The organism is Limnovirga soli, assembly GCF_013106755.1.
Classification (GTDB): Bacteria; Bacteroidota; Bacteroidia; order Chitinophagales; family Chitinophagaceae; genus Limnovirga; species Limnovirga soli.
In genome coordinates this window covers 181,346-204,876 of sequence record NZ_WHPF01000005.1, presented here as the reverse complement: position 1 = coordinate 204,876, position 23,531 = coordinate 181,346, and the positions used below count along the sequence as shown (strand labels likewise).

The 23,531-nt window shown below is 39.6% G+C and carries 16 protein-coding genes; 8 read left to right on the top strand and 8 right to left on the bottom strand.

Annotated elements, in window-relative coordinates; translation table 11 throughout:
- Positions 1-8 precede the first annotated feature (8 nt).
- Positions 9-1,253 carry a PQQ-dependent sugar dehydrogenase gene (locus tag GD597_RS08130; protein WP_171607337.1) on the top strand — a complete coding sequence of 415 codons (1,245 nt, stop codon included), beginning with the start codon at positions 9-11 and terminating at the stop codon, positions 1,251-1,253.
- 336 nt (positions 1,254-1,589) lie between these two features.
- On the opposite strand, the gene GD597_RS08125 is transcribed toward GD597_RS08130, so the two are convergent.
- The 4 genes from GD597_RS08125 to lptB form a co-directional block, all read right to left on the bottom strand.
- Complete coding sequence (locus GD597_RS08125) at positions 1,590-3,797, bottom strand: TonB-dependent receptor plug domain-containing protein (RefSeq protein ID WP_171607336.1); 2,208 nt, start codon at positions 3,795-3,797, stop codon at positions 1,590-1,592.
- A 336-nt stretch (positions 3,798-4,133) separates the two neighbouring features.
- Positions 4,134-4,652 (bottom strand): hypothetical protein, encoded by a 519-nt coding sequence (locus GD597_RS08120; protein WP_171607335.1) that lies wholly within the window; start codon positions 4,650-4,652, stop codon positions 4,134-4,136.
- 53 nt (positions 4,653-4,705) lie between these two features.
- Positions 4,706-6,226: a GH3 auxin-responsive promoter family protein gene (locus GD597_RS08115; protein ID WP_171607334.1), complete on the bottom strand. Its 1,521-nt coding sequence runs from the start codon at positions 6,224-6,226 to the stop codon at positions 4,706-4,708.
- Positions 6,227-6,465: 239 nt separating this feature from the next.
- Positions 6,466-7,281: an LPS export ABC transporter ATP-binding protein gene (gene lptB / locus GD597_RS08110; protein WP_171607333.1), complete on the bottom strand. Its 816-nt coding sequence runs from the start codon at positions 7,279-7,281 to the stop codon at positions 6,466-6,468.
- Between the two features lie 165 nt (positions 7,282-7,446).
- Here lptB and GD597_RS08105 point away from each other — a divergent pair, with 165 nt between their 5' ends.
- Positions 7,447-8,493, top strand: a complete 1,047-nt coding sequence (locus GD597_RS08105; RefSeq protein ID WP_235954222.1) for a methylenetetrahydrofolate reductase — start codon at positions 7,447-7,449, stop codon at positions 8,491-8,493.
- A gap of 384 nt (positions 8,494-8,877) precedes the next feature.
- The gene (locus tag GD597_RS08100; RefSeq protein ID WP_171607332.1) at positions 8,878-10,671 is read left to right on the top strand and encodes an acyl-CoA dehydrogenase family protein; all 1,794 of its coding nucleotides are present in this window, start codon (positions 8,878-8,880) and stop codon (positions 10,669-10,671) included.
- 328 nt (positions 10,672-10,999) lie between these two features.
- On the opposite strand, the gene typA is transcribed toward GD597_RS08100, so the two are convergent.
- Entirely contained in the window at positions 11,000-12,811 is a 1,812-nt protein-coding gene (typA, locus tag GD597_RS08095; protein ID WP_216368540.1) for a translational GTPase TypA, read from the bottom strand.
- Positions 12,812-13,176: 365 nt separating this feature from the next.
- Between typA and GD597_RS08090 the strand changes: the two genes are divergently transcribed.
- From GD597_RS08090 to GD597_RS08070, 5 genes are all read left to right on the top strand, one after another.
- Positions 13,177-14,013 carry a chromate resistance protein ChrB domain-containing protein gene (locus tag GD597_RS08090; RefSeq protein WP_171607331.1) on the top strand — a complete coding sequence of 279 codons (837 nt, stop codon included), beginning with the start codon at positions 13,177-13,179 and terminating at the stop codon, positions 14,011-14,013.
- A gap of 83 nt (positions 14,014-14,096) precedes the next feature.
- Positions 14,097-14,396 carry a rhodanese-like domain-containing protein gene (locus GD597_RS08085; RefSeq protein ID WP_171607330.1) on the top strand — a complete coding sequence of 100 codons (300 nt, stop codon included), beginning with the start codon at positions 14,097-14,099 and terminating at the stop codon, positions 14,394-14,396.
- A gap of 113 nt (positions 14,397-14,509) precedes the next feature.
- Positions 14,510-15,691 carry a chromate transporter gene (locus GD597_RS08080; protein ID WP_171607329.1) on the top strand — a complete coding sequence of 394 codons (1,182 nt, stop codon included), beginning with the start codon at positions 14,510-14,512 and terminating at the stop codon, positions 15,689-15,691.
- Between the two features lie 304 nt (positions 15,692-15,995).
- The gene (locus tag GD597_RS08075; protein ID WP_171607328.1) at positions 15,996-18,350 is read left to right on the top strand and encodes a S9 family peptidase; all 2,355 of its coding nucleotides are present in this window, start codon (positions 15,996-15,998) and stop codon (positions 18,348-18,350) included.
- 202 nt (positions 18,351-18,552) lie between these two features.
- On the top strand, positions 18,553-18,990 hold the full coding sequence (locus GD597_RS08070; protein ID WP_171607327.1) for a DUF3592 domain-containing protein: 438 nt from the start codon (positions 18,553-18,555) through the stop codon (positions 18,988-18,990).
- Here the strand turns inward: GD597_RS08070 and GD597_RS08065 are convergent.
- The 3 genes from GD597_RS08065 to GD597_RS08055 form a co-directional block, all read right to left on the bottom strand.
- Positions 18,919-19,614 carry a hypothetical protein gene (locus GD597_RS08065; protein WP_171607326.1) on the bottom strand — a complete coding sequence of 232 codons (696 nt, stop codon included), beginning with the start codon at positions 19,612-19,614 and terminating at the stop codon, positions 18,919-18,921. The two genes, GD597_RS08070 and GD597_RS08065, sit on opposite strands and share 72 nt — an antisense overlap.
- 165 nt (positions 19,615-19,779) lie before the next feature.
- Positions 19,780-21,579 (bottom strand): peptidoglycan DD-metalloendopeptidase family protein, encoded by a 1,800-nt coding sequence (locus GD597_RS08060; RefSeq protein ID WP_171607325.1) that lies wholly within the window; start codon positions 21,577-21,579, stop codon positions 19,780-19,782.
- Between the two features lie 121 nt (positions 21,580-21,700).
- A complete protein-coding gene (locus tag GD597_RS08055) occupies positions 21,701-23,494 on the bottom strand; it encodes a peptidoglycan DD-metalloendopeptidase family protein (protein WP_171607324.1) in 1,794 nt (597 codons plus the stop codon).
- Positions 23,495-23,531: the final 37 nt, after the last annotated feature.

The window sequence follows — 23,531 nt, the reverse complement described above, 5'->3', positions numbered from 1 at the left end:
TTGTGTACATGAAAAATTTAAAGATATTTCTGCTGTTAACTGCAATGGCTATAGCACCTGCCATTTTTGCAAAAGATGCTGATTCTACCACAAAAACTGTTGTAAACATAAAGGCTGGCGGACTGCAATTACCAGAAGGTTTTAGCGCAGCAGTTATTATGCAGGGAATGGATGGAGCAAGACATTTGGCCATTACACCACAGGGTGGTATTTATGTAAAACTATCCAGGTTAAAAGATGGTAAAGGCATTTACTATTTAAAAGATAATGATGGCGATGGCATTATTGATGAAACAACCGGCTTTGGCGATTATCCGGGTACTGGTATATGCATTAAAAACAATTACTTATATGCATCTTCCAATGATGATGTTTTTAGATATACGCTAAATGCCAAAGGCGAAGTAACCAATCCCAGCCAGCCCGATAAAATTATTACTGGTTTGGTAAACCATAACAGGGATAATTCAAAATCCATTACTGTAGATAATAAAAACAATATCTATGTTAATATTGGTTCTTACAGTAATTCCTGCTTATTAAGTGATACTGCCCGCCAGGCACCAAACCCATGCCCCTTATTAGATTCTGTAGGTGGTATCTGGATGTTTAAAACCAATCAATTAAATCAGGGGTACAAAGAAGGTGTTCATTATGCTACCGGTTTTAAAAATGTGGTGGGACTGGATTGGAACACTACTACCAAATCCTTATTTATTATGCAGCATGGCAGGGATGTATTACATGATTTATACCCCCAATTATTTACTGTTGAGCAAAATAATCTTTTACCTGCAGAAACAATGTATGAACTGCATAAAGGCAGTAGCGGTGGCTGGCCTTATGTATATTATGATCAGCAGCAGCATAAAAAAATACTGGCTCCGGAATATGGCGGCAATGGCACCATTGAAGGTGGCAGCAATGCACAGGATCCGGTAGTAGCTTTTCCGGCGCATTTGGCACCCAATGGCCTGGTGTTTTATACAGGCAAACAGTTTCCGGCAAAATACCAGCAGGGTGCTTTTATAGCATTTCATGGTAAATCGCCAGAATTACAAAAAGGTTATCTGGTAGCATTTGTACCATTTAAAGGCCATACGCCTACCGCCGAATGGGAAATTTTTGCTGATGGTTTTGCAGGCGATAAAGGTCAGCCTAAACCTTGCGGACTGGCACAGGGCCCCGATGGCAGCTTGTATGTAGCTGATGATGCTACGGGTAATATTTATAAAATCACCTATAAAAAATAGTACCAATTTGTTTATTTAAAAGGCTGATGTTGCAAAACATCAGCCTTTTTTTATGGGGTATTTCCTACAAGTATGGGTTGTAACATGTTTTTTAGCCAAACAATACATTTCTATGGCATCACCTCTTGCGTCGCACACTTGTACTGCAGCATATAAGTAAGCTTTTTACAGTCATAGAACCAACTAAAAAATCTAATAAATGGGGAATGAACAAGAAAAAAACAGCAGGGTAACTAAAATGCATACCCTGCTGTTGCCATAAAAGAGGAACGATGAACGTACTGCGACGCAAGCGGCGATGCCATAAAATAGCACTGCTGGTTACATAACTGTTGTTTATAAACCCGTTTTTAGAGATATCACAAAATTTCTGCCCGCAGCTGAAAATCCACTTGCGAAATACCGATAGTTGCGGTCTAATAAATTTTCTGCCAATAATTGCAAGGTGCTGTTTTTGCCAAGGTTTACAGCGCCACGCAGGTTTAAGGTAAACCAGGATGGCATACCATCTGCTGTGGCATATTGTTCATTGTCTTCTCCATTAAGGTTATAGTCTTTAATGCGTTTCCAGCCATTGTAAATACTAAAAAATTCTGCATTCCATTTAGCAGCTGTATGTTTTATGGCAATGCGGCCAAATACGGGTGGTATATGATCTAAAGGCATTGTAGTACCTGCATTTTTATAAGTACCTTTTGTATAGGTAAATGAACCTTCAAAAGCAGTATTTTTTGCAAAAGTGTAAGACATGTTCAGGTTAAAACCAAAAACAGTAGCACTGGCTTTATTTTGATTGGCCATTACCTGGCTTTTTACGCCGTCGAATATAATACTGTCCTGCCCGTTAAACTGAAACTTATCTGCTACCAATGCATTTCTAAACCAGGTATAATAAATAGCGCCGCCAAGGCTAAAATTTTTGGCGTATTTATTAAAATTTAGTTCTGTATTGTAAGTGTATTCTGGTTTAATATCGGGGTTGGGAACTATTATCATTCCGGCAGCACTTTCAAATACTTTAGACAAATCATCTACATTAGGCGATTTAAAACCACTGCTTACCAAAAATGCCAGGCGCAGGTCTTTTGGGGTAGTATACACAAGGCCAATATTTCCTGTTACTGCCGCATTATTTTGTGTGGCTTTATTAAAAGGAAAATGCATTAAAGTTGTATCGGCAAAAACAGCATCCAATTTTACCAGATTAAACCGCAGCCCATCGTTAAGTGTTAGGCGGTTGCTGAATTTATACGTATGCTGTGCATATAAGGCATTAAAAGCCATACTGGTTGGTCCATTGGCATAGCGGGTTGTAATGCGGCTGATGGCATTGGTGGCTATATTTACCCTTTGCGCTGTAGAGCTTACAAAATTGGTATAACTCTCGGCGCCTACATGTAATTCATTTTTACCGCTGTAATGTTTTAAATCTATGGTAGCACCAAATACATCTACCTGCTCCCACCTGAAATCTTTGTTATTGCTTTTAAACCTGCGGCTGATGCGGCTTTCTTCTAAATGCTGGTAATTGGCAGTTATAGAAAGGTCACTAAAAAACCCATTTAGTTTTTGTGCATTAAAATGGTAAGCCACCATATTACGCATTTGTGGCCCATAATACCACTCGGCATAAGATGGTTTGCCATTTGCATTTTCGCTTAACCTGTCGTAGCGTGGAATATTGTTTGTGTTGCTAAACTGGATGTTTAATACATGGCTGGTATTGGCGTTTGGCTGAAAAAGAAACTTTTGTGTAACATCAATTTGTTTGTAGCCAGATGCTACCTGTTTATTGGGATCTGGGTTTGTAAAGGCGCTATCGGTACCATTGATTCTTTGTACAATAAAATTCTTTTTGCCAAAATCGGGGTAGGCGCTTTGTCTTTGTGCACCTTGAACCATATCGCCAAAAGAGCCATAGGTAACAGAAGTTAAAGACGCCCATTGCTTACCGCCAATGTTTACAGTAATATTGCCTCTGGCTTCCTGATTGGCGGTGCCATATCTTACCGTAGCATCTCCGTTAATTTGCGTTTTGCCTGTAGGCGATAATTGTGGTTTACGGGTAAACATACTAACTACACCACCTAAAGCATCGCTGCCATATAGTGTTGAAGATGGGCCATTCAAAATTTCAATTCTGTCCAGCAGCATATTATCTACCGATATAATATTCTGCAGGTGGCCTGCTCTGTAAATGGCATTATTCATGCGTACACCATCAATCATCAGCAATACCCTGCTGGCTTCAAAGCCGCGAATAACGGGGCTGCCTCCGCCCTGCTGACTTTTTTGTACAAATACATTACCCGAGTTAATCAATACATCGGCTGTATTGGGTTGTAAACGAAGGGCAGTTTTATTTTTAATAACCTGTACAAATTGTGCAACTGTTTTGGCACTTTCCGGAAATTTATTGGCATATACAATTACTTCGCTAAGCCTGGCAGGTTCTGTTTGAAGGGTATCTTTTATATTTTCTTCCTGGGCACCAGCAATAAAATATAGAATGGATACTATAATGGATAAAACTATTTTTTTCATACTTGTAGTTTGGTGATTGAACACATGTAGTGAATTATATAAATAGGTAGCCCGGCAGCAGTATAGCTATGATGCTTTACTTGCGTCGCACTCTTTTACTACATATCTCAATGCAGCAAACATTTAGTGCTACCGGTTAATTTATACGCACTAAAAAATTAAATGTAAATGGCAACTGGCATAAATTATACTTATGCCAATAAAGTATATACCTATATGTATATGGCTGCATACAGCTGCTTTATTTGCTACAGTACAAGTGTGCGACGCAAGGAACCTTTAATATATGGTTCAATGTTAGGCTACCAATAGTGCTGCAACTGTTATAGGTATATGCTATATAAGGCTTGCTTTGGGCGGAGGCTTAATGGTTTCTCTATTACATTCCGTAATATCCTGATGGCGTACCTGTGGGAAAGAATTAAGGGTATTTATTACAAAGCCTTCAAAACGATATTGCTGTTGTGGTAATTGAAGTATATTACTGAGGTATTGCTCAAAAATTTTTCTGGTGCTGCTACCGTTGTTATTTTGGGTTTGAGCCACTTCCATGGCAAGCTTATCTTCTGCACTGTCAAACAATCCTTGTACGGTAATGGTACCATCTGTTTCCAGTGTATATTTTTCTACATCAAACATGGCGCCATTTATGCGCATTTCTTTGCCTTTGTGAATCCATTTAATGTTGCCTGGTTGCAGGTGGGTTATGGTAATATTATTTGCTTGTTCCAGTTGCTCCTGCATTTGGTGCCTTATCCATAATTGCTTTAACTGTAGTAAATTACCGGGTAATATTATCAGCAACAGCATACAATACAGAAAAACATATAATATCGTTTTGCTAAGCAATTTCATTGTAATAGTAGGCAACTTAAAATTGTACTAAGCTGCGTAATTAGATGTTATTTTCAGACTTTATCCTCTTTAATAATTTCAAGAATTTCATCAATATACTGCCGGTTATTGCAAAGGCGTGGTACTTTATGCTGGCCCCCTAATTTACCCTTGTATTTTAACCATCGGGCAAACACACCTTTTGTCAGGTTATGCACCAATGGCAAACCCAGTGCTATATCTTTATGTCGCTTGGCTTCATAATCGCTGTTAAGCGATTTTAATGCACAATCTAATTCATATGCAAAACGGGCTAGGTTATCAGGTGGTGTATCAAATTCTATCAGCCATTCATGTGCACCATTGGCAAGTTCGCTAAAATAAACGGGGGCTGCAGTATAATCGTTAACAATGGCACCTGTTTTTTCACTGGCAATGGCAATGGCTTTATCAGAGTTATCTACAATCAACTCCTCTCCAAACGCATTAATAAAATGTTTTAGTCGGCCACTAACTTTTATTCTAAAGGGATACAGCGAAGTAAACTGTACTGTATCTCCCGTTAAATACCGCCATAAACCGCCATTGGTACTTATTACCGGGGCATAATTTTTATCTAATACTACCTTGTTTAAACCAACTGTTTTGGGTTGAGGTTTGCCATATTCCTCTACGGGCATAAACTCATAAAAAATACCGTGTTGTAAAAACAATAACATGCCTTCTTCATTCGGGTTATCCTGCACGGCAAAAAATCCTTCGCTGGCATTATACATGTCCAGGTAAAAAATATCGGAGCCTATTAGCTTTTTAAATTGTTCCCGGTAGGGCGTAAATGAAACACCGCCATGAATATATAATTCCAGGTTTGGCCAAACTTCTTTTAAGGTTGCTTTGCCCGTAATTTCTAAAATTCGTTTTATTAAAACCAGTGTCCAGGTGGGCACTCCTGATATGGAAGTAACATTTTCACTAATAGTAGAAAGGGCCAGACTTTCAATCTTGGTTTCCCATTCATCCATCAGGGCAATAGATAATTCGGGGGTGCGTATCCAATGCCCCCAAAATGGAGTGTTTTGTAAAAGTACGGCACTTAAATCGCCACAATAGGTTTCCTCATTCATGGTACTAACCTGATGGCTGCCACCAATTACCAATCCCTTTCCTGTAAGCAAATCACTATCCGGATTAAAATGATAATAAAGGGAGAGAATATCTTTTGCACCCTGGTAATGGCAATCCTGCAGGCTTTCCTCAGTAATGGGAATAAACTTGCTTTTATCGTTGGTTGTACCGCTGCTTTTGGCAAACCAGGCAACAGGCGTATTCCATAAAAGATTTTGTTCGCCGTTTATCAGTCTTTCTATATAGGGCTTAATATCATCATATTCCTGAATGGGCACTTTCTCTTTAAAACGCCGAATGGCAAAAAGCGTATCAAACCCATATTTTCGGCCTATCTCTGTATTTTGGGCATGGGTAACCAAATCCTGTAATACTTCACGCTGCGCATCAATGGGGTTATTAATCCATTGTTCTATATTGCCGTACCGTAAACGGGCCAAACGCGATATTGCCGGTGATAAGATTTTCATGCCTAATGGCAGCAAAATAAGCAATCATTATCAAATTAGTATAAGCTATTTAAAAGCCCGGCTATTTTATAGTGGATATACCATTTATTTGAGGGTATTTTTTTACTATTCCCAGATTTTGCGTTAGGGATTGAAGCGGAAAGCCCACAGCCAAGCCCCGCCTGGCGAGGACTTGCAGCGTAAAGCCCGGCCCGCAGGGAAACGCCCTGTTAAGAATTAAAATAGATAATGTTGTTGGTTTAAGGCAATTCGCCGGCAGGGGTTTCTATCCCATCTTCTGCTGGCAGGGTAGCATCTTTCATACCCATTTCAATAATCCAGTCTTTGCGTTTTAATTCAAAGTTGGTGCCCAGGTACAGTCGACGTACCTGTTCATCTTCGGCCAACTGCTCGGCAGTGCCATGTTTAAATATTTTACCATCAATCAGCAGGTATGCCCTGTCGCAAATGGAGAGTGTTTCATTTACATTATGATCGGTAATGAGAATACCAATGTTTTTATATTTTAAGCGGGCCACATTGCTTTGAATATCTTCAACTGCAATCGGGTCTACACCGGCAAAAGGTTCATCCAGCAAAATAAATTTAGGGTCTACCGCCAGGGCACGGGCAATTTCTGTTCTGCGTCTTTCGCCACCACTCAGGCTGTCGCCATTATTCTTGCGTACTCTTTGCAGGTTAAATTCGTCTAACAGCGATTCCAGTTTATCCTTACGTTCCTGTTTGTTCATTTTGGTCATTTCCAAAACGGCCATAATATTATCTTCCACGCTTAGTTTGCGAAAAACGCTGGCTTCCTGCGGCAGGTAGCCAATACCCATTTGGGCTCTTTTATACATGGGTAGTTTGGTAATTTCCTCAGTACTTAAAAACACTTGCCCCTCATCTGGTTGTATTAAGCCCACTACCATATAAAAAGTTGTGGTTTTACCGGCACCATTGGGGCCCAGCAAACCAACTATTTCGCCCTGATTAACTTCAATAGATACATTGCTAACCACGGTACGGTTACGGTAGGTTTTTACCAGATTATTTGTTTTAATAACTAAGCTCACGGTGTAAGTATTTAAACAAAAATACAGTAAGCCCAACAATATGCAGCGGGCAACGTTTATCTTAACAACTGTTTCAGAAACGCATGCTGCCAATTTTTTGCTTTATTTTGCGCAACTATTTAACAACAATGTTGTACCGGGCAGTATCGCAAATGGCATCGCCGCTTGCGTCGCACACTTGTACGTTCCGTTTCTATAGCAGCGGTAAACCCATATAGGGTGTATGGTACATCAAAGTATAAACAGCCAACAGTAAACATGAAAGTAACCGACCATATACAACAGGCCAAAGAAACACTGGTATCTTTTGAAGTATTGCCCCCATTAAAGGGCAAGAGTATCACCTCAATATACGATCATCTGGATCCGTTAATGGCATTTAAACCATCCTGGATAAATGTTACCTACCACCGCAGCGAAACCGCATTTAAAAAAAGGGCCGATGGTACATTTGAAAAGGTAGAAGTACGCAAAAGACCCGGTACAGTTGGTATTTGTGCAGCGGTAATGAACCATTATAAAATTGACGCTGTACCCCATATTATTTGTGGCGGTTTTACCATGCGCGAAACAGAAGATGCACTGATAGATTTAAATTTTTTGGGTATAGACAATGTTTTGGTATTAAGAGGCGATGCAGCTAAAAATGAAGCCAGTTTTGAGCCAGAACCCAGCGGCCACCAATATGCCATTGATCTGTTGAAACAGGTTTCAGATTTAAACCATGGGGTATATATTGATGAAGATATACGTAATGGCGGCAAAACAAAATTTTGTATTGGAGTAGCCGGCTACCCTGAAAAGCATTTTGAAGCGCCCAACCCCGAAATAGATCTTAACCGTTTAAAGGAAAAAGTAGCTGCGGGTGCTGAATATATAATGACCCAAATGTTTTTTGATAATCAGAAGTTTTACGATTTTGTAAAAGCCTGTCGCGATAATGGTATTGATGTACCCATTATACCCGGTTTAAAACCCATTACTTCCAAAAAGCAATTATCTGTACTGCCCCGCATATTTCATGTAGATATACCAACTGATTTATCCAACGAGATCATGAAATGCAAATCTGACGAAGATTGCGAAAAAGTAGGCACAGAATGGCTGGTACAACAAAGCAGGGAGTTGAAAGCATTTGGCGTACCAGTATTACATTATTATACATTGGGTAAATCTAAAGTAATTGCCAATGTAGTAAAAGAGATCGTTTAAACAACGCTGCTGCATAAAAGCCAAAAGCCCTGTTTACAGGGCTTTTTTTAGTGGAAACAGGCTCCTTTTTTTTACAGATAATTCCGCCTGGCGTAAATTTTTTCTATAAAAAGGAAACATAAGAAAATGCCCCCGTTATTTCATCCCGTTTTAAAGCCGTTTATCACAAAACAAAATAGCAGTTTGGGCTTTAACATTTGGTTTAGTCCTCTGATTTAATAAAATAGAATGTGCTGTAATGCACGCTCCTGTTGCATTGTAGCGTTATTTTTTTTCGGTTTGTTGGTATAGCTTTTCCATTTGGGCTGCTACGGGCATCATATGCAATAAAACAACATTAAACTTTGGTTTGATATTGGAGTTTAACTTGCAAATGCAGCAACTATGAATACCATGCAAATGAATAAAACTGGCCTTAAAGGCGGTGAATGGCTTATAAAGGAAAGTCTGGCAAATGAAACTTTTATTCCCGAAAATTTTTCTGAGGAGCAAAAGATGGCACTTGCCATGTGCCATCAATTTATGGAAACAGAAGTAGCCCCCAACTATGGCAGAATTGAGAAAATGGAACCTGAGTTTCTTTCTTCCCTTTTACGAATGGCAGGTGAGCAGGGTTTGCTGGGTGTAAGCATACCCGAAAGCTATGGAGGTTTGGGTAAAGATTTTATTACCTCTTCTATTATAAGTGAAGGACTGGGTTATGGTTATTCTTTTTCGGTTTCGGTAATTGCGCATACCGGCATTGGTTCATTGCCCATTTTATATTTTGGTTCAGATTTTCAAAAAAATAAGTACCTGCCTAAATTAGCAACGGGTGAATGGATAGGCGCTTATGGCCTCACAGAGCCCAATAGTGGCAGTGATGCATTGGGTGCTAAAACAACAGCTACCCTTAGTGCAGATGGGAAACATTATTTGTTAAACGGCCAAAAATGCTGGATTACCAATGGTGGTTTTGCAGATGTATATACGGTTTTTGCAAAAGTAGATGGCAAGGATTTTACTGCTTTTATTGTTGAAAGGGATTTTGATGGTTTTACCATTGGACCCGAAGAACAAAAAATGGGTATTAAAGGCTCTTCTACCGTTCAACTATATTTTCAGGATTGCAAAGTGCCGGTAGAAAATGTGCTGGGCGAAATTGGCCGTGGGCATATTATTGCTTTTAATATTTTAAATATTGGCAGGTATAAAATGGGTGCTGCTACATCGGGCGCCATGAAAAAAGTGGTGGGTATTTCTACCAATTATGCCACCAACCGTGAACAATTTAAAACTGCTATTGCCAATTTTGGGGCTATACAACATAAACTGGCCGAAATGGCTATCCGCACCTGGGTGTGCGAATCTGCTACTTACCGTACAGGTAAATATATTAGTGATAAGGAAGAAGCATTGTTGGAACAGGGCGTTGCATTTGACAAAGCATTTTTGGGTGCGGCAGAAGAATATGCCATTGAATGTGCATTGGTAAAAGTATATGGCAGCGAATCTTTGAATTATGTGGTAGATGAAGGTTTACAAATACATGGCGGTAACGGTTTTAGCGATGAATATGAAATAAGCCGTGCTTACCGCGATAGCCGTATTAACCGCATATACGAGGGCACCAATGAAATTAACCGCCTGCTGATGGTTGATATGTTGCTAAAACGCGCCATGAAGGGTAGTATTAACCTGATGGGCCCTGCTTTGGCAGTAAGTAAGGAGTTGATGAGCATACCTTCTTTTGATGACGAAGAAGACGCTGTTTTTGCTAAGGAAAGAAAATATATTGCCAATTTTAAGAAAGCCATTTTAATGGTGGCTGGTGCGGCGGTGCAGAAATTAATGGCCAACCTGCAACAGGAACAGGAATTAATTATGAATATAGCCGATATGCTAATTGAAACTTATAATGCAGAGAGTGCCTTATTAAGGGTAACAAAGCTTACGGACACCTATGGTGCAGCAGCGGCAAGTCTGCAAAACGATATGATGCAAACCTATTTGTATGATGCAGCCGATAGAATTAATAAGGCCGGTAAAGATGCATTAAATGCTTTTGCTGATGGGGATGAGCTGAAAATGATGCATATAGGTTTAAAACGCTTTACTAAAGTAGCACCTTTTAATACTAAGGCTGCCAGAAGAAGAATTGCGGAAAAACTAATTGAAGAACAGGCGTATTGCTTTTAAAGCAGTTGAATGATTATTAAATGGGCTAAGGTGAACGAATAAGACTTTTTTTATAAGATGTTTGGTGGTTTGATTATGATGGCCTGGTTGTTTAACCGGGCCATTTTATTTGCGGGGGTGAGTAAAACAACCTGCATATTTTTAGCAATGCCCTGTAGTTTTTAACTGTTGGCATGAAAGAGGAACCTTGAACCGAGCGTGGCAAGTGTAGCTGCTACATGTACCAAAGCTGACATCAAAAAAATACTTCATTATAACATAAGCACGGTAGAATTGCATAAAAAAAGCCACCGTAATTACGATGGCTTTTGATTATTGTAGATGGTTTTTATACCATTTCAGATTTCATGCTTTTAGATACTTTCTTCCTGTCATCCTCATTCAATATTACTTTACGCATACGAATGTTTTTAGGTGTTACCTCAATACACTCATCCTGTTGAATGTATTCCATACATTCTTCCAGCGTCATTAATGTTTTTGGTGCAATGCGGGAAGCATCATCACTACCGCTTGCACGGTGGTTGGTTAATTTTTTAGGCTCTGTGGCATTTACAATAAGATCGCCTGGCTTAATATGCTCGGCGATAATTTGTCCAACATAAACCTCTTCACCCGGATCAACAAAGAAAGTACCACGATCCTGTAATTTATCAATAGAGTAACCGGTGGTGCGTTCCTGATTTTTAGAAATTAACACCCCATTATTTCTGCCGGGGATGGGTCCTTTCCAGGGTTTATATTCATTAAAGCGGTGTGCCATAACGGCTTCACCAGCAGTATTGGTAAGCATATTGGAACGTAAGCCAATTAAACCTCTTGACGGTATTTCAAATTCAAGGTGCTGCATTTCGCCCTTGCTTTCCATAATATGCATTTCGCCTTTACGCTGAGTTACAAGGTCAATTACCCTGCCACTGAATTCAGATGGAACATCTACCACCAGTATTTCATAAGGCTCACATTTTTTACCATCTATGGTTTTTACCAATACCTGTGGCTGGCCAACGGTTAACTCATAACCTTCGCGGCGCATGGTTTCTATTAAAATACCCAGGTGCAAAATACCACGTCCATACACCAGAAAACTATCTGCTTCATCGGTATCTTCTACACGAAGAGCCAGGTTTTTCTCAGTTTCTTTCATTAACCTGTCTCTTAAGTGACGGCTGGTTACAAACTTGCCATCTTTACCAAAGAAAGGCGAGTTATTGATGCTGAAAAGCATACTCATGGTAGGCTCATCTACACTAATAACGGGTAAAGCCTCAGGGTTTTCCAAATCGGCAATGGTATCGCCAATATTAAATTCGTCTAAACCAACAACGGCACAAAGATCACCACACACAACTTCGGTTACTTTTCTTTTACCCATTCCTTCAAACACATAAAGCTCACGTACTTTCATACGCTTAATGCTGCCATCGGCCTGCATTAAAGCTATATTTTGTCCTTCATTTATTACACCACGGGCAACTTTACCAATGGCAATACGGCCAAGGAAAGAAGAATAATCCAACGATGTAATCTGCATTTGCAAAGCACCTTCGTTAATTGTTGGCGGTGGTACATATTTAATAATACCATCCAAAAGCGGGGTAATATCTTCACATTGGGTTAAAGAATTATTGAACCAGCCATTTTTACCACTACCATAAAAAGTAGGGAAATCCAATTGTTCTTCAGTAGCATCCAGGTTAAAGAATAATTCAAAAACCGCATCATGCACTTCATCCGGGCGGCAATTGGGTTTATCTACTTTATTAATAATTACAATTGGTTTCAGGTTAAGGTGTAATGCTTTTTGCAATACAAAACGGGTTTGGGGCATGGGGCCTTCAAAAGCATCTACCAGCAATAATACACCATCGGCCATTTTAAGTACACGTTCTACTTCACCACCAAAATCACTGTGGCCCGGAGTATCTATAACATTGATTTTTACACCTTTATAAGTTACTGATGCGTTTTTACTAAAAATAGTAATCCCTCTTTCACGTTCCAGGTCATTATTGTCCATGATAAGATCACCAGTATCCTGGTTTTCTCTAAAAACTTTGGTGGTGTGCAAAATTTTATCCACCAGTGTGGTTTTACCATGGTCAACGTGCGCAATAATTGCGATATTTCTTATTTCCATAATTGATGCTTTTAGCTGTAAGCTTTAAGCGAAATGTAATAAATACAATGCTTACAGCCGTTGCTTTAACGAAAGTCTTTTAATTTAAGTGTGCAAAGGTAAGCATTTCAGGCGGAGGAGCAAGGGCAGCCCTGTGAATATTATGTTACCGGCATAACTGCCTGTGGCAGCGCCGCTTGTGTCACTCACTTGTACGTTCCGGGCATTGGGCAGCTGTAAAAAGGCAATTAGTAAAGCATCATTTTACCGAGGTATGCTGTTTTTTGTTGCTACTCTGCCTACACTGCGTTGCTGGTTAAACATCCCGTCAATAGCCAAAATCGTTAATTGCTATGTATATTACGGGGTATTTACTACTATATTTTATGAAATGGATTACCAGAGAACGCCCCAAAATTGACCGTATTGCCTGTCCATGGCTTATAAAAAAAATGGTAGATGCCCAGGCAGAATTTCTGTATGTACCATTTGATCAGGTGTTGCCTGCTGCCCGGGAACTCGATGCCATTCCATTTGATGTACCCGGCGCCCATCTTACCCATTACAATGAATATTGCACTTTTGATGCCATTATTAAAGAATATAATATTAAAGACCCGGCGATTGATATCATCGCAGTTATTGTTCGTGCAGCAGATACCGACAGGCACCAGCTGGCAGCAGAAGCCCCGGGTTTATGGGCTATTTCTGCCGGTTTATCACACAATTATATCAACGATCAGGAGCAATTGCAACAAGGCATGATAATCTATGATGCCCTTTATAGCTGGGCAAAATACCATTATAAAGAAAAACACACCCAGCAACCCTTTGAAAAATTGCTGCTCGAAGTATACCATACTTATCTGGACAAAAAGAGCAAAGGCAAAAAAATACCTGCCTGGGTAAAAGAACTAAAGGAGTTGATGCAAGACCAGATAGATACCAATATAAGCCTAAAGGAAATTTCTAAAGACCTTGAGGTAAATGCTGCCTATCTGTCAAGAGAATTTTCTAAATATTTTGATAACCTATCCTTTGGAGATTATTTGCGCAAACAACGCATCGAAAAAGCCATCGACCTTTTTCAAAACCCTGATTATACCCTTACGGATATTGCCTATCTCACCGGCTTTAGCGATCAAAGCCATTTTACGCGTATTTTTAAAAAGCATACGGGCAAAAACCCTTCAGCTTACCGTAAAGCATTAGTAAAAAAGTAGTATCTGTACAAAAAGTAAATTGTATGCTATTTCTGATGAGGAGATTGTAATTTGTTTGCATATAATAAATAGATGTTTACATTATGCCACAATCAATTGCTAAAGAACAGATAGAAGCACTTAAACAACAAAATATATTACTGCATCTTGTGGATATCCGCTCTTCCGCGGAATTTGAGAAACAACATATACCGGGCGCTATCAATTTGCCTGTAGAAACCATTGAAGCTAATACTCCACAGTTTTCTAAGGATGATATGATTGTATGTGTATGTAATAAGGGCCATGAACGGTCTCAAAATGCTACTGATGTATTTACAAATGCAGGTTTCTTAAAAGTGTATTATCTGGCAGGTGGTACATTGGGATGGCTACAACCATAATATAGATTCGCATTGCCAAATTAATAACCGAACGTACAAGAGTGCGACGCAAATATGCTTAATTGTTGCAGCGTTGCCTGGCTCACAAAAAAATTACTTTAAAACAATGTATTATGGAGTTAAATACAACAACGACTAAGCCTGTTTACTCGCTTAAACAACTGGTACTCTATTTTTTACAACTGGGCTATTCTGGTTTTGGTGGCCCCGTGGCGCTGGTAGGGTATATGCAAAGAGACCTGGTAGAAAAACGTAAGTGGATTAGCGAAGAAGAATATAAGGAAGGCCTGGCATTGGCCCAATTGGCACCCGGCCCTTTGGCAGCGCAATTGGGTATTTATATTGGTTTTGTGCATTATGGTGTATTGGGCGCCACCCTGGTGGGATTGGCTTTTGTAATACCTTCTTTTTTAATGGTGGTGGTATTGGGCATAGTATATAAACTGTATGGTGGCATTAGCTGGATGCAGGCTGTATTTTATGGTGTGGGTGCCGCTGTTATTGGTATAATTGGTATGAGTTCGTATAAACTTACCACAAAATCGGTAAGTAAATTTTCGTGGAAAGCTATACAGGAAAAATGGATACTCTGGCTATTTTATTTGGTAGCACTTGCCATTACCGTAATTACTCAAACAGAGGAAGTGCTTTTATTTGTAGCTGCCGGATTTATATATATGATTATAAAAGCACCACCTGCCTGGCTTAAAAAGCCACAGGCATTACCCTCTTTTTTACTAACTGGTATTGGCTTTTGGGATTATAGCAGCAGCACCCTAATACAAATTGCCTGGTTTTTTACCAAGGCCGGCGCATTTGTTTTTGGTAGCGGACTAGCTATTGTCCCATTTTTACATGGCGGTGTGGTTACAGAATATGGCTGGTTAAACGAACACCAGTTTGTTGATGCTGTTGCAGTAGCCATGATTACACCTGGCCCGGTGGTTATAACGGTGGGCTTTATAGGTTATTTGGTAGCTGGTTTTCCGGGTGCCTGCGTGGCAGCACTGGCTACATTTTTACCTTGTTATTTGTTTACCGTTATACCGGCGCCCTATTTTAAAAAAATTGCCAAAAACGCATCCATCAAAGCTTTTGTAGATGGTATTACCGCAGCCGTAATTGGTGCTTTGGTGGGGGCAGTGGTAGTAATTGCCATGCGTTCTATTGTAGATATACCAACGGCCGCAATAGCTGTTGCAACAGTGTTGGCATTATTGTACATAAAAAAAATTCAGGAGCCGCAAATTATACTGGTGGCAGCCATATTAGGGGTATTACTAAAACTTTTATAAGCCAGGCAGTGGTGGTAATAATGGGCTTTACTTGCGTCGCACACTTGTACGGTGGTAATACTTTGCAGCTTTTATACAGCCAAAACCTAAGTATGTGAAATATTTTTCAAAACAACTACATTAAACATGTATTGGCAGCTGTTATATATGGTTCTTTATTATTAAACCTTTTAAAAGCTGAGCTATTATTTAACCCTACAAGTGTGCGACGCAAGTAAAGCCACATAAATAATCTGCTGCCGGCAACAAAAAAATAAATTGTGTTTGAACTACATGCTATAGATTTATTGACTTAAATATTGTTATGAAAAAATACGCTATCCTTGTTTTTATACTGGCCAGCCAAATAGCCCATGCACAAACACTAACTGTAGAAAAAATTATGCAGGATGCCAAATGGATTGGCACATCGCCCACCAATATTGTATGGCGTTACGATAATTCTGCCATTTATTTTAACTGGAACCCAACCAAATCTGTAAGCGATTCTGCCTATAGTTATTCAATGCAAAATGCCTCCATTAATAAAGAAACATATAACAATGCCCAAATGGTAAAAGCAATTGCCAATGGTGTTTATAACCAGGCCCATACTAAAATAGCATTCGATTTTAAGGCAGATTTGTATTTGATGGATATTGCTACCAGCCACCTAACTCGTATTACACAAACAGCAGAAGCAGAATACAACCCTTATTTTATTTTGAATGATAGTTGTATTGTCTACCAAAGCGGCAACACACTTTTTTCATGGAATATTGCAACCGGTTTTACAAAGCAGCTGGCAGATATACAAAAGGAGCAACCTGCATCAAAAAAACCAGGGGAACAGGACGCCTGGTTACAACAACAACAACTTAGCACCTCTGATATTTTACTTCAGCGTAAGGAGCAAAAAGAGGCACGTACCAATTTTTTAAAAGCGGTTAAGCATGCAGATAGCATCCCCGTAATATACACAGGTAATAGTAATCTGGAAAGTTTACAGGTTAGTCCGGATGGCAGATTTTTTACCTATAATCTGGTTGATGCCCCATCCAATGCAACAATTGCCAATGTGCCGGATTATATAACTGCCTCGGGCTATACCACCAATATTAGTACCCGTGGAAAAGCAGGTGTGCCCCAGGGCAAATATGCCTGCTATGTTTTTGATACATGGCATAATACGGCCATATTAATTAAAACAGATGCTTTACCCGGTATAACCGTGCAACCCGATTATACAAAGGATTATCCGGCAAAATTTAGCGATACCGTACGCAAGCCACGTGATGTATATGTGTATGCTGTTAGCTGGAACCAAACAGGCACTGCCGCAGTGCTGGATATTTTTTCCCAGGATTTTAAAGACCGCTGGCTAATGCAATTAAATGCAGCCACAGGCGAACTGCAATTACTCGATCATCAACGTGATGAAGCCTGGATTGCAGGCCCGGGTATTGCCTGGGTAGGTAGCACCAATACAGGTTGGGTAAATGATCATAGTTTTTATTTTCAAAGCGAATCCAGCGGTTATAGCCATTTGTATGTGGTTGATATAAACACCCAAACCAAAAAGCAAATCACACAGGGCAATTACGAAATTCAGGAAGCCAGGCTAAGCCGCGATAAACAATATTTTTACATCATCAGCAACGAAGAACACCCCGGTAAACAAAGTGTTTATCGCATTAATACCGATGGCAGTAACAAACAAAAAATTACTTCGCTTACCGGTGGTTACGAAATAAGCATATCCCCTGATGAAAAATATATTGCTTACCGCTATTCCTACCAAAACAAACCATGGGAATTATATGTACAGGAAAATGCACCCGGCGCAAAACCACTGCAGGTTACCAACAAAGCCATGAGCGATGAATGGAAAGCCTACCCTTGGCGTGATACAAAAATTATCAGCTTTACCAACAGGGATGGCATGCCCGTATATGCCCGTATTTATGAGCCTGTAAAAGCTACCAAAAATAAAGCCGCTGTAATATTTGTACATGGTGCCGGATACCTGCAAAATGTTACCTATGGCTGGAGTTATTATTATCACGAGTTTATGTTTAATAACCTGCTGGCCGATAAAGGCTATACTGTAATTGATATAGATTACCAGGCCAGTGCAGGCTATGGCCGGAACTGGCGTACAGCCATATATCGTTATATGGGTGGTAAAGACCTTAACGATGAAGTAGACGCTGCCAATTACCTGGTAAAAGCATATGGTATTGATCCAAATCGTATTGGCATGTATGGCGGCAGTTATGGTGGGTTTATGACGTTGATGGCACTTTTTACCCAGCCCAATGTATTTAAAGCCGGGGCAGCTTTAAGACCTGTAACTGATTGGGGGCATTACGATGATGGCTATACATCTGCCATCTTAAATCAACCTTATAACGATAGTATTGCCTACCAGCGTTCCTCTCCCATTAACTTTGCTGCTGGGCTTGAAAATCATTTGCTTATTTGTCATGGTATGGTTGATGTAAATGTGCATTACCAGGATGCTGTTCGCCTGGCGCAGCGCCTTATAGAACTGGGAAAAAATAACTGGGAGCTGGCCTCTTACCCTGTTGAAGACCACAGTTTTATAGAACCCTCCAGTTGGACGGATGAGTACAAACGTATACTGCAACTATTTAATCAAAACCTGTTAAAAAAATAAGGGAAGCTTACATAATGTACCCGGCTGCAATACAGGTAGCAGCAGCACTTGCGTCGCACTCTTGTACTGCCGGTAATGCTATGCAGCCAGTTAACAGGCTTTTTAAATGATAGGTGCTAGCATTGAAAAATTAATTAGTTTCAATAAGCGTTGTTCTCAATTTAAACAAACCATTTAAATATATCTTTTAAAATAAACGCATATGCCCGAAGCATTACTACAGCCTTATACGCCCTATTTATTAATTGCGTTTGGTATCTTAATATTTTTATTCTCAATGTTTTTTAAACCTGCAAAAAATAAATTATTTGAAACAGGCGAAAGTGTAGAAGGTATTGTATTTGAGGGATCGTCAAATATCTCATCGGGTGATAATAGTGCAAACGATACAATAATTATCAGATTTGTAACCCGCCAAAAAGAATGGATTACCGGCCCTATAGAACAGGATTTTCAATTATCTTACCCAGGTCAATATAAAAAGGGCGATACGGTAACTGTATTTTATAATAAAGATAAGCCGACTGAATTTGTAGTGCAAACAAAGCAGCCTCAATGGTTGGGCAGATTAATACCTGCTATTATTGGAATAATAATAACCGGGATTGGCATCTACAAATTTTTTACTGAAATATACTAGCCGGTAAATATGCCAATTAATACAGCAAATCCATAACAAAAAACATGCGAAGCTTATTTTTTGTAATACCGGTAAATAAATAGTTAACCCCTGTGAGTAATACACATAATTGTTAAGCGCTACCAGCAAAAGGTTTACCAGTCCAAAAGCAAAAAGTCCAATCCATTTTACCTGATATAAACCTATAAAAGTGCCAACTGTTGCAATAACCCCAAACAGCGATGCCATATTGGTTACCAGGTCATGGTTAATTTGGGTGAATAGCAAAAATGCAATCACCATAGCCAATGCACCGGAGAGTTGAATAGTTTGCCCCAGTATTGTATGTACACGAATATATTTTGGAAAAAGAAACCAAAAATAGGATAACGTAATACAGAGTATCAACATAGCAGTAATAGCAATCGGTTTTGCTTGATTTGGCTGGCCATTAATGGCAATATCGTTTAATAAATTGCACCAGTAATTATGCAGCCAGCTAAAACCTGCGGCATTTTTATCTACAGCAGAACCTCCCGGATAATACAGCGTTGCCACCACATACAATGCAACAAAAAAAATTGTTCCCACAATTGGGATAAGCACAAAAATACTTCTAGGTTTCTTATCAGGCTGCGCTATCAAAATAATGGTTTTACAAACTTGCAATCAATGGGATATGTAAAGAAAAGCATTGTTGCAGAAAGGTATTATGAGTATATCAAAAAGCTACTTTAAAGTTTGTTAATCTTGCTGGTACAAAAAAATAAACCCTGCCATCAGGTGCAGGGTTTATTTTTTGGCAACGGTTTATTGTATTAATATTTTGGTACTTATTCGCTTTTCGGCACTAATTATTTCTACCAGGTAAATGCCTTTAGGTTTATTGGAAATATTTACTTGCTGCTGTAAATGTTGGGCATATCGCCTGGTTGGAATATTATATACAATTTGCCCCATAATATTTCGAATTTGAATGGCAGCATTAAATTCCCCATCTTGCTTGTACTGTACGGTAAATATACCTGAAGATGGGTTGGGGAAAGCCAATAACTTTGGTGTTTTATTATTATCAACGACTGGTTCATTTGTAATTGCATTGGCTATTTCCGGTTCAGCAAAACTGGCATTCATTGCTGTACTGTTATTACAGCCTTCTGTATTTGCAACAAACCTGCAGCCTGCTGTGGCACGAAAACCAGGATTTAATATCACCTTGGTATCAGCCATATATTTTATATAATTGGCACTTGAACTACTTATGGTTTGCGAAGAGCTAATAGAGTAACTAACCATATACCCTTTTTGCCCTGTTATTGCGCCACTTAATCCGGTAGAAAATATACAATCTTTGGTAAAGTAATGAGAGTAGGTTTTGCCCCCAAAAGTTATTGTATACCGGTAAGTACCCGCAGGGTCTAATGCAGTGAAGGCATAAATAGCATCTGTTGGAATAAAAGCCCGGTTATCATTCGGATTGGTTCTGGTGTAAGTTCGCCACAAAGAGCCGTCTGGTTTATATATATTGAAAGTAGCCGTACTTCCATCTAACCAGTCCCTAAACTTGGTGCGTAAGTATATTTTTTCACCATCTATAAAAGAATTTTTGGGGTATAATAAAAGGGTTTTATCACACCAGTTGCCTTCTGTAAAATCTTCAGGATCTGAACTATGACTTTCCATTGTTAACACTGCCGGATCATTATAAGCTGGCTCGTTAATCCACCAACTGCTGGGTGAAACCGCACATGTACCATTTGCAAAAGGATCTACTACAGTACCTGTATTTTCATAACCAACACCAGCATTAATATATCCAGTGCGTACTTCAAAGTGCAGGTGCGGGCCCGATGAACAACCAGAGCTTCCCGCTACGCCAAGATAATCTCCTGCTTCTACCCTGTCTCCCTCCTGTTTGTTGGTTAAGCTGTTTTGTACCATGTGCATATAAAAGGAAGCTGTACTGCCATCATCGTGAAGAATAACCACATAATTTCCGCGATTACTGGGTTCGCTGCTGCAAGTAGTAGAATCCGGATCACACTGCTCATCAAATTCGCCATCGTGTTTATCAACAATAATGCCTGGTGCCGCTGCTATTACCCAAATGCTTTGTTCTGTTTTTTCTTTCCAGTAATAAGGTTCCAGTACTATATCTATTCCTGTATGGTAATCATAACACCTGTTTCCGCAATTATAATCTGCTACTTCATTTGGGTTCGTGTTTATTCCATCATCAAACGATGCAGGATCAAGATCAAGGAAGTTCATAATGCGCCACGATGCATAATCACGATGCTTTATATCTGCCAGTGGAAACCTGAATGAAACCGGTGTGGCCAATGCCGTACCCGGCTGTACCATTTTTGAAAATGTATTGGGCAACTTTCCCATCGCTTTTAAGGCAGCTATTTTATCACTTACTCTTTTATTTACAAACGATGAATATGCTGATGTAATGCCGCAGATCCCCTTTTCTTTAGGTACCTGTGTTTTTCTTGTTTGTGCAAATGCAATGGTAGTGCTTACCAGCAGCACAATAGTACAAACCCATATCTTTATATTACCCGGGTGCATACTTGCATAAAATGCAACCAATTTCTTTTTCATAATAAATAATTTTAGCACGAATTGCTGTAAATTGTTATGTAACAAACTGTAGCTTTTCATGGGATCAACTGTTGTGTCACTCCCTTGTACGGCATATTTTTATGGCAGCTCAAAACAGCCATTATTGAATCAATACTTTTGAGGTAATTCTTTTATCGCCACTTAATATTTCCACCAGATATATGCCTTTTGGTTTACCTGTAAGATTTACCTGCTGCTGCAATTCATGTTCATATTCCCTTTCAGCAATAGCATATATCACCTGACCTAACATATTGCGTATAGTAACAGCTGCACTAAACTTTTGGTTATTACCGTAACGTATGGTAAATACACCGGTAGAAGGATTAGGAAATACCCTTACACCTGATTGCATTTTATTATCTGCAGTAAGTGCTCCTTTTTCAACCTTGCCAGCTGTTTCAGCAGTGGCGGCTTTATTTATTGCAGCCGTACTATTATTGCAGCCAGCTGTATGGGCAACAAATCGGCAACCTGCTGTGGCCCTGAAACCTGGGCTAAGTGTTACATGCCCGTCTGCCATGTATTTTATATAATTGGTTGAAACACCGCTGATGGTTTGAATAGAAGAGATAAAATCACTTACCATAAATCCTTTATGCCCAGTGGCAGCACCGCTAAGACCAAGAGAGGCTTGGCATCCTACAGTAAAATAATGCGAATATGTTTTGCCGCCAAAATTTACCGTGTACCGGTAGGTACCCGTTGGATCGCTTGGGGTGAAGGTATATTTTGCATCTAAGGGAAAGTACGAACGGGAGCCAGTAATATTAGTTCTGTCATACTTTCTCCATAATGTACCATCCGGTTTATATATGTTGTGGGTAATCGTACTTCCGTCTAACCAATCTCTAAATGCTGAACGTAACCAAATTGATTGACCCGAAACAAATGAATTGTCAAAATCAAGGGGAATAATTTTATCGCAAACATCAGAATATTCACCGGGTGCTGTGCCATGTGTTTCTAATGTTAACACAGCTGGATCATTATACGGAAGCTGGTTAATCCAGGATGTTGCCGCAGATTCTGAGCAGGTAGTTCCTACAAAAGGATCAATGCGTGCACCTGTTTCATCATTTCCGTTGGCACTGTCTACATAACCTGTATTTACCTGAAAATGTAAATGTGGTTCAGACGAACGACCTGCACTGGCTACTGTACCAATATAATCACCTGCATAAATAAAGTCACCCTCTTCTTTTGAGGTAAGCGAACCATCTTTCATATGCATATAAAAGCTGGCTGTGGTGCCATCCTGGTGAAGAATTACCAGATTATTTCCCCTGCCGGTGCTGCCCTGCCAAACATCCAGACTTCCGCAATTTTCATCAAACTCGCCCTGGTGTTTAAAAACAATTATGCCATCTGCTGCTGCAACCACTTTTATAAAGCCATTGTTCTTAAGTTCCCACCTGTAAGGGTCAATACAAATGTCAATGCCGCCATGCCCATCATAAGTCCTGTCTCCACAATTGTAATCGCCTATTTCATTTGGGTTGCGGTCTGTTCCATCATTAAAAGAATCCGGATCCAGGTCAACAAAATTGGTAATATGCCAGGATGCAAAATCGCGGTAGGCAGCTGTAGTCATTGGCCAGCGAAACAGTATATTGGTGGCGGCTGCCGCTGCAATTGTATTATTCACCTCATTTACAGCCCTGTATTTTTTAAAATCCAGCTTACCGGCAGCCTTTAATTTTTTAATATTATTGCTAACCTGCTGTTCAACTTCCTTCATTTCACCTTTTGTAACATCGCAAACGGTATTTACTTTTTTAGTTTGCTGCCCCATAGAAAGTTGAGCAATGGCAAGTAATAAGCATATACTTATTGCGTACTTTATTCTTTTAGTGTAATAACTTTTATACACTGCATTCAATTTCTTAATCATATCAAATAATTTTGGTGTGAACAATTGTTCATGCGGT

What these genes read in the sequence shown, in the direction of transcription:
- GD597_RS08130 (WP_171607337.1), top strand. Translation starts at nt 9, where the DNA reads ATGAAAAATTTAAAGATATTTCTGCTGTTAACTGCAATGGCTATAGCA.
- GD597_RS08125 (WP_171607336.1), bottom strand. Translation starts at nt 3,797, where the DNA reads ATGAAAAAAATAGTTTTATCCATTATAGTATCCATTCTATATTTTATT.
- GD597_RS08120 (WP_171607335.1), bottom strand. Translation starts at nt 4,652, where the DNA reads ATGAAATTGCTTAGCAAAACGATATTATATGTTTTTCTGTATTGTATG.
- GD597_RS08115 (WP_171607334.1), bottom strand. Translation starts at nt 6,226, where the DNA reads ATGAAAATCTTATCACCGGCAATATCGCGTTTGGCCCGTTTACGGTAC.
- GD597_RS08100 (WP_171607332.1), top strand. Translation starts at nt 8,878, where the DNA reads ATGAATACCATGCAAATGAATAAAACTGGCCTTAAAGGCGGTGAATGG.
- typA (WP_216368540.1), bottom strand. Translation starts at nt 12,811, where the DNA reads ATGGAAATAAGAAATATCGCAATTATTGCGCACGTTGACCATGGTAAA.
- GD597_RS08090 (WP_171607331.1), top strand. Translation starts at nt 13,177, where the DNA reads ATGAAATGGATTACCAGAGAACGCCCCAAAATTGACCGTATTGCCTGT.
- GD597_RS08085 (WP_171607330.1), top strand. Translation starts at nt 14,097, where the DNA reads ATGCCACAATCAATTGCTAAAGAACAGATAGAAGCACTTAAACAACAA.
- GD597_RS08080 (WP_171607329.1), top strand. Translation starts at nt 14,510, where the DNA reads ATGGAGTTAAATACAACAACGACTAAGCCTGTTTACTCGCTTAAACAA.
- GD597_RS08075 (WP_171607328.1), top strand. Translation starts at nt 15,996, where the DNA reads ATGAAAAAATACGCTATCCTTGTTTTTATACTGGCCAGCCAAATAGCC.
- GD597_RS08070 (WP_171607327.1), top strand. Translation starts at nt 18,553, where the DNA reads ATGCCCGAAGCATTACTACAGCCTTATACGCCCTATTTATTAATTGCG.
- GD597_RS08060 (WP_171607325.1), bottom strand. Translation starts at nt 21,579, where the DNA reads ATGAAAAAGAAATTGGTTGCATTTTATGCAAGTATGCACCCGGGTAAT.
- GD597_RS08055 (WP_171607324.1), bottom strand. Translation starts at nt 23,494, where the DNA reads ATGATTAAGAAATTGAATGCAGTGTATAAAAGTTATTACACTAAAAGA.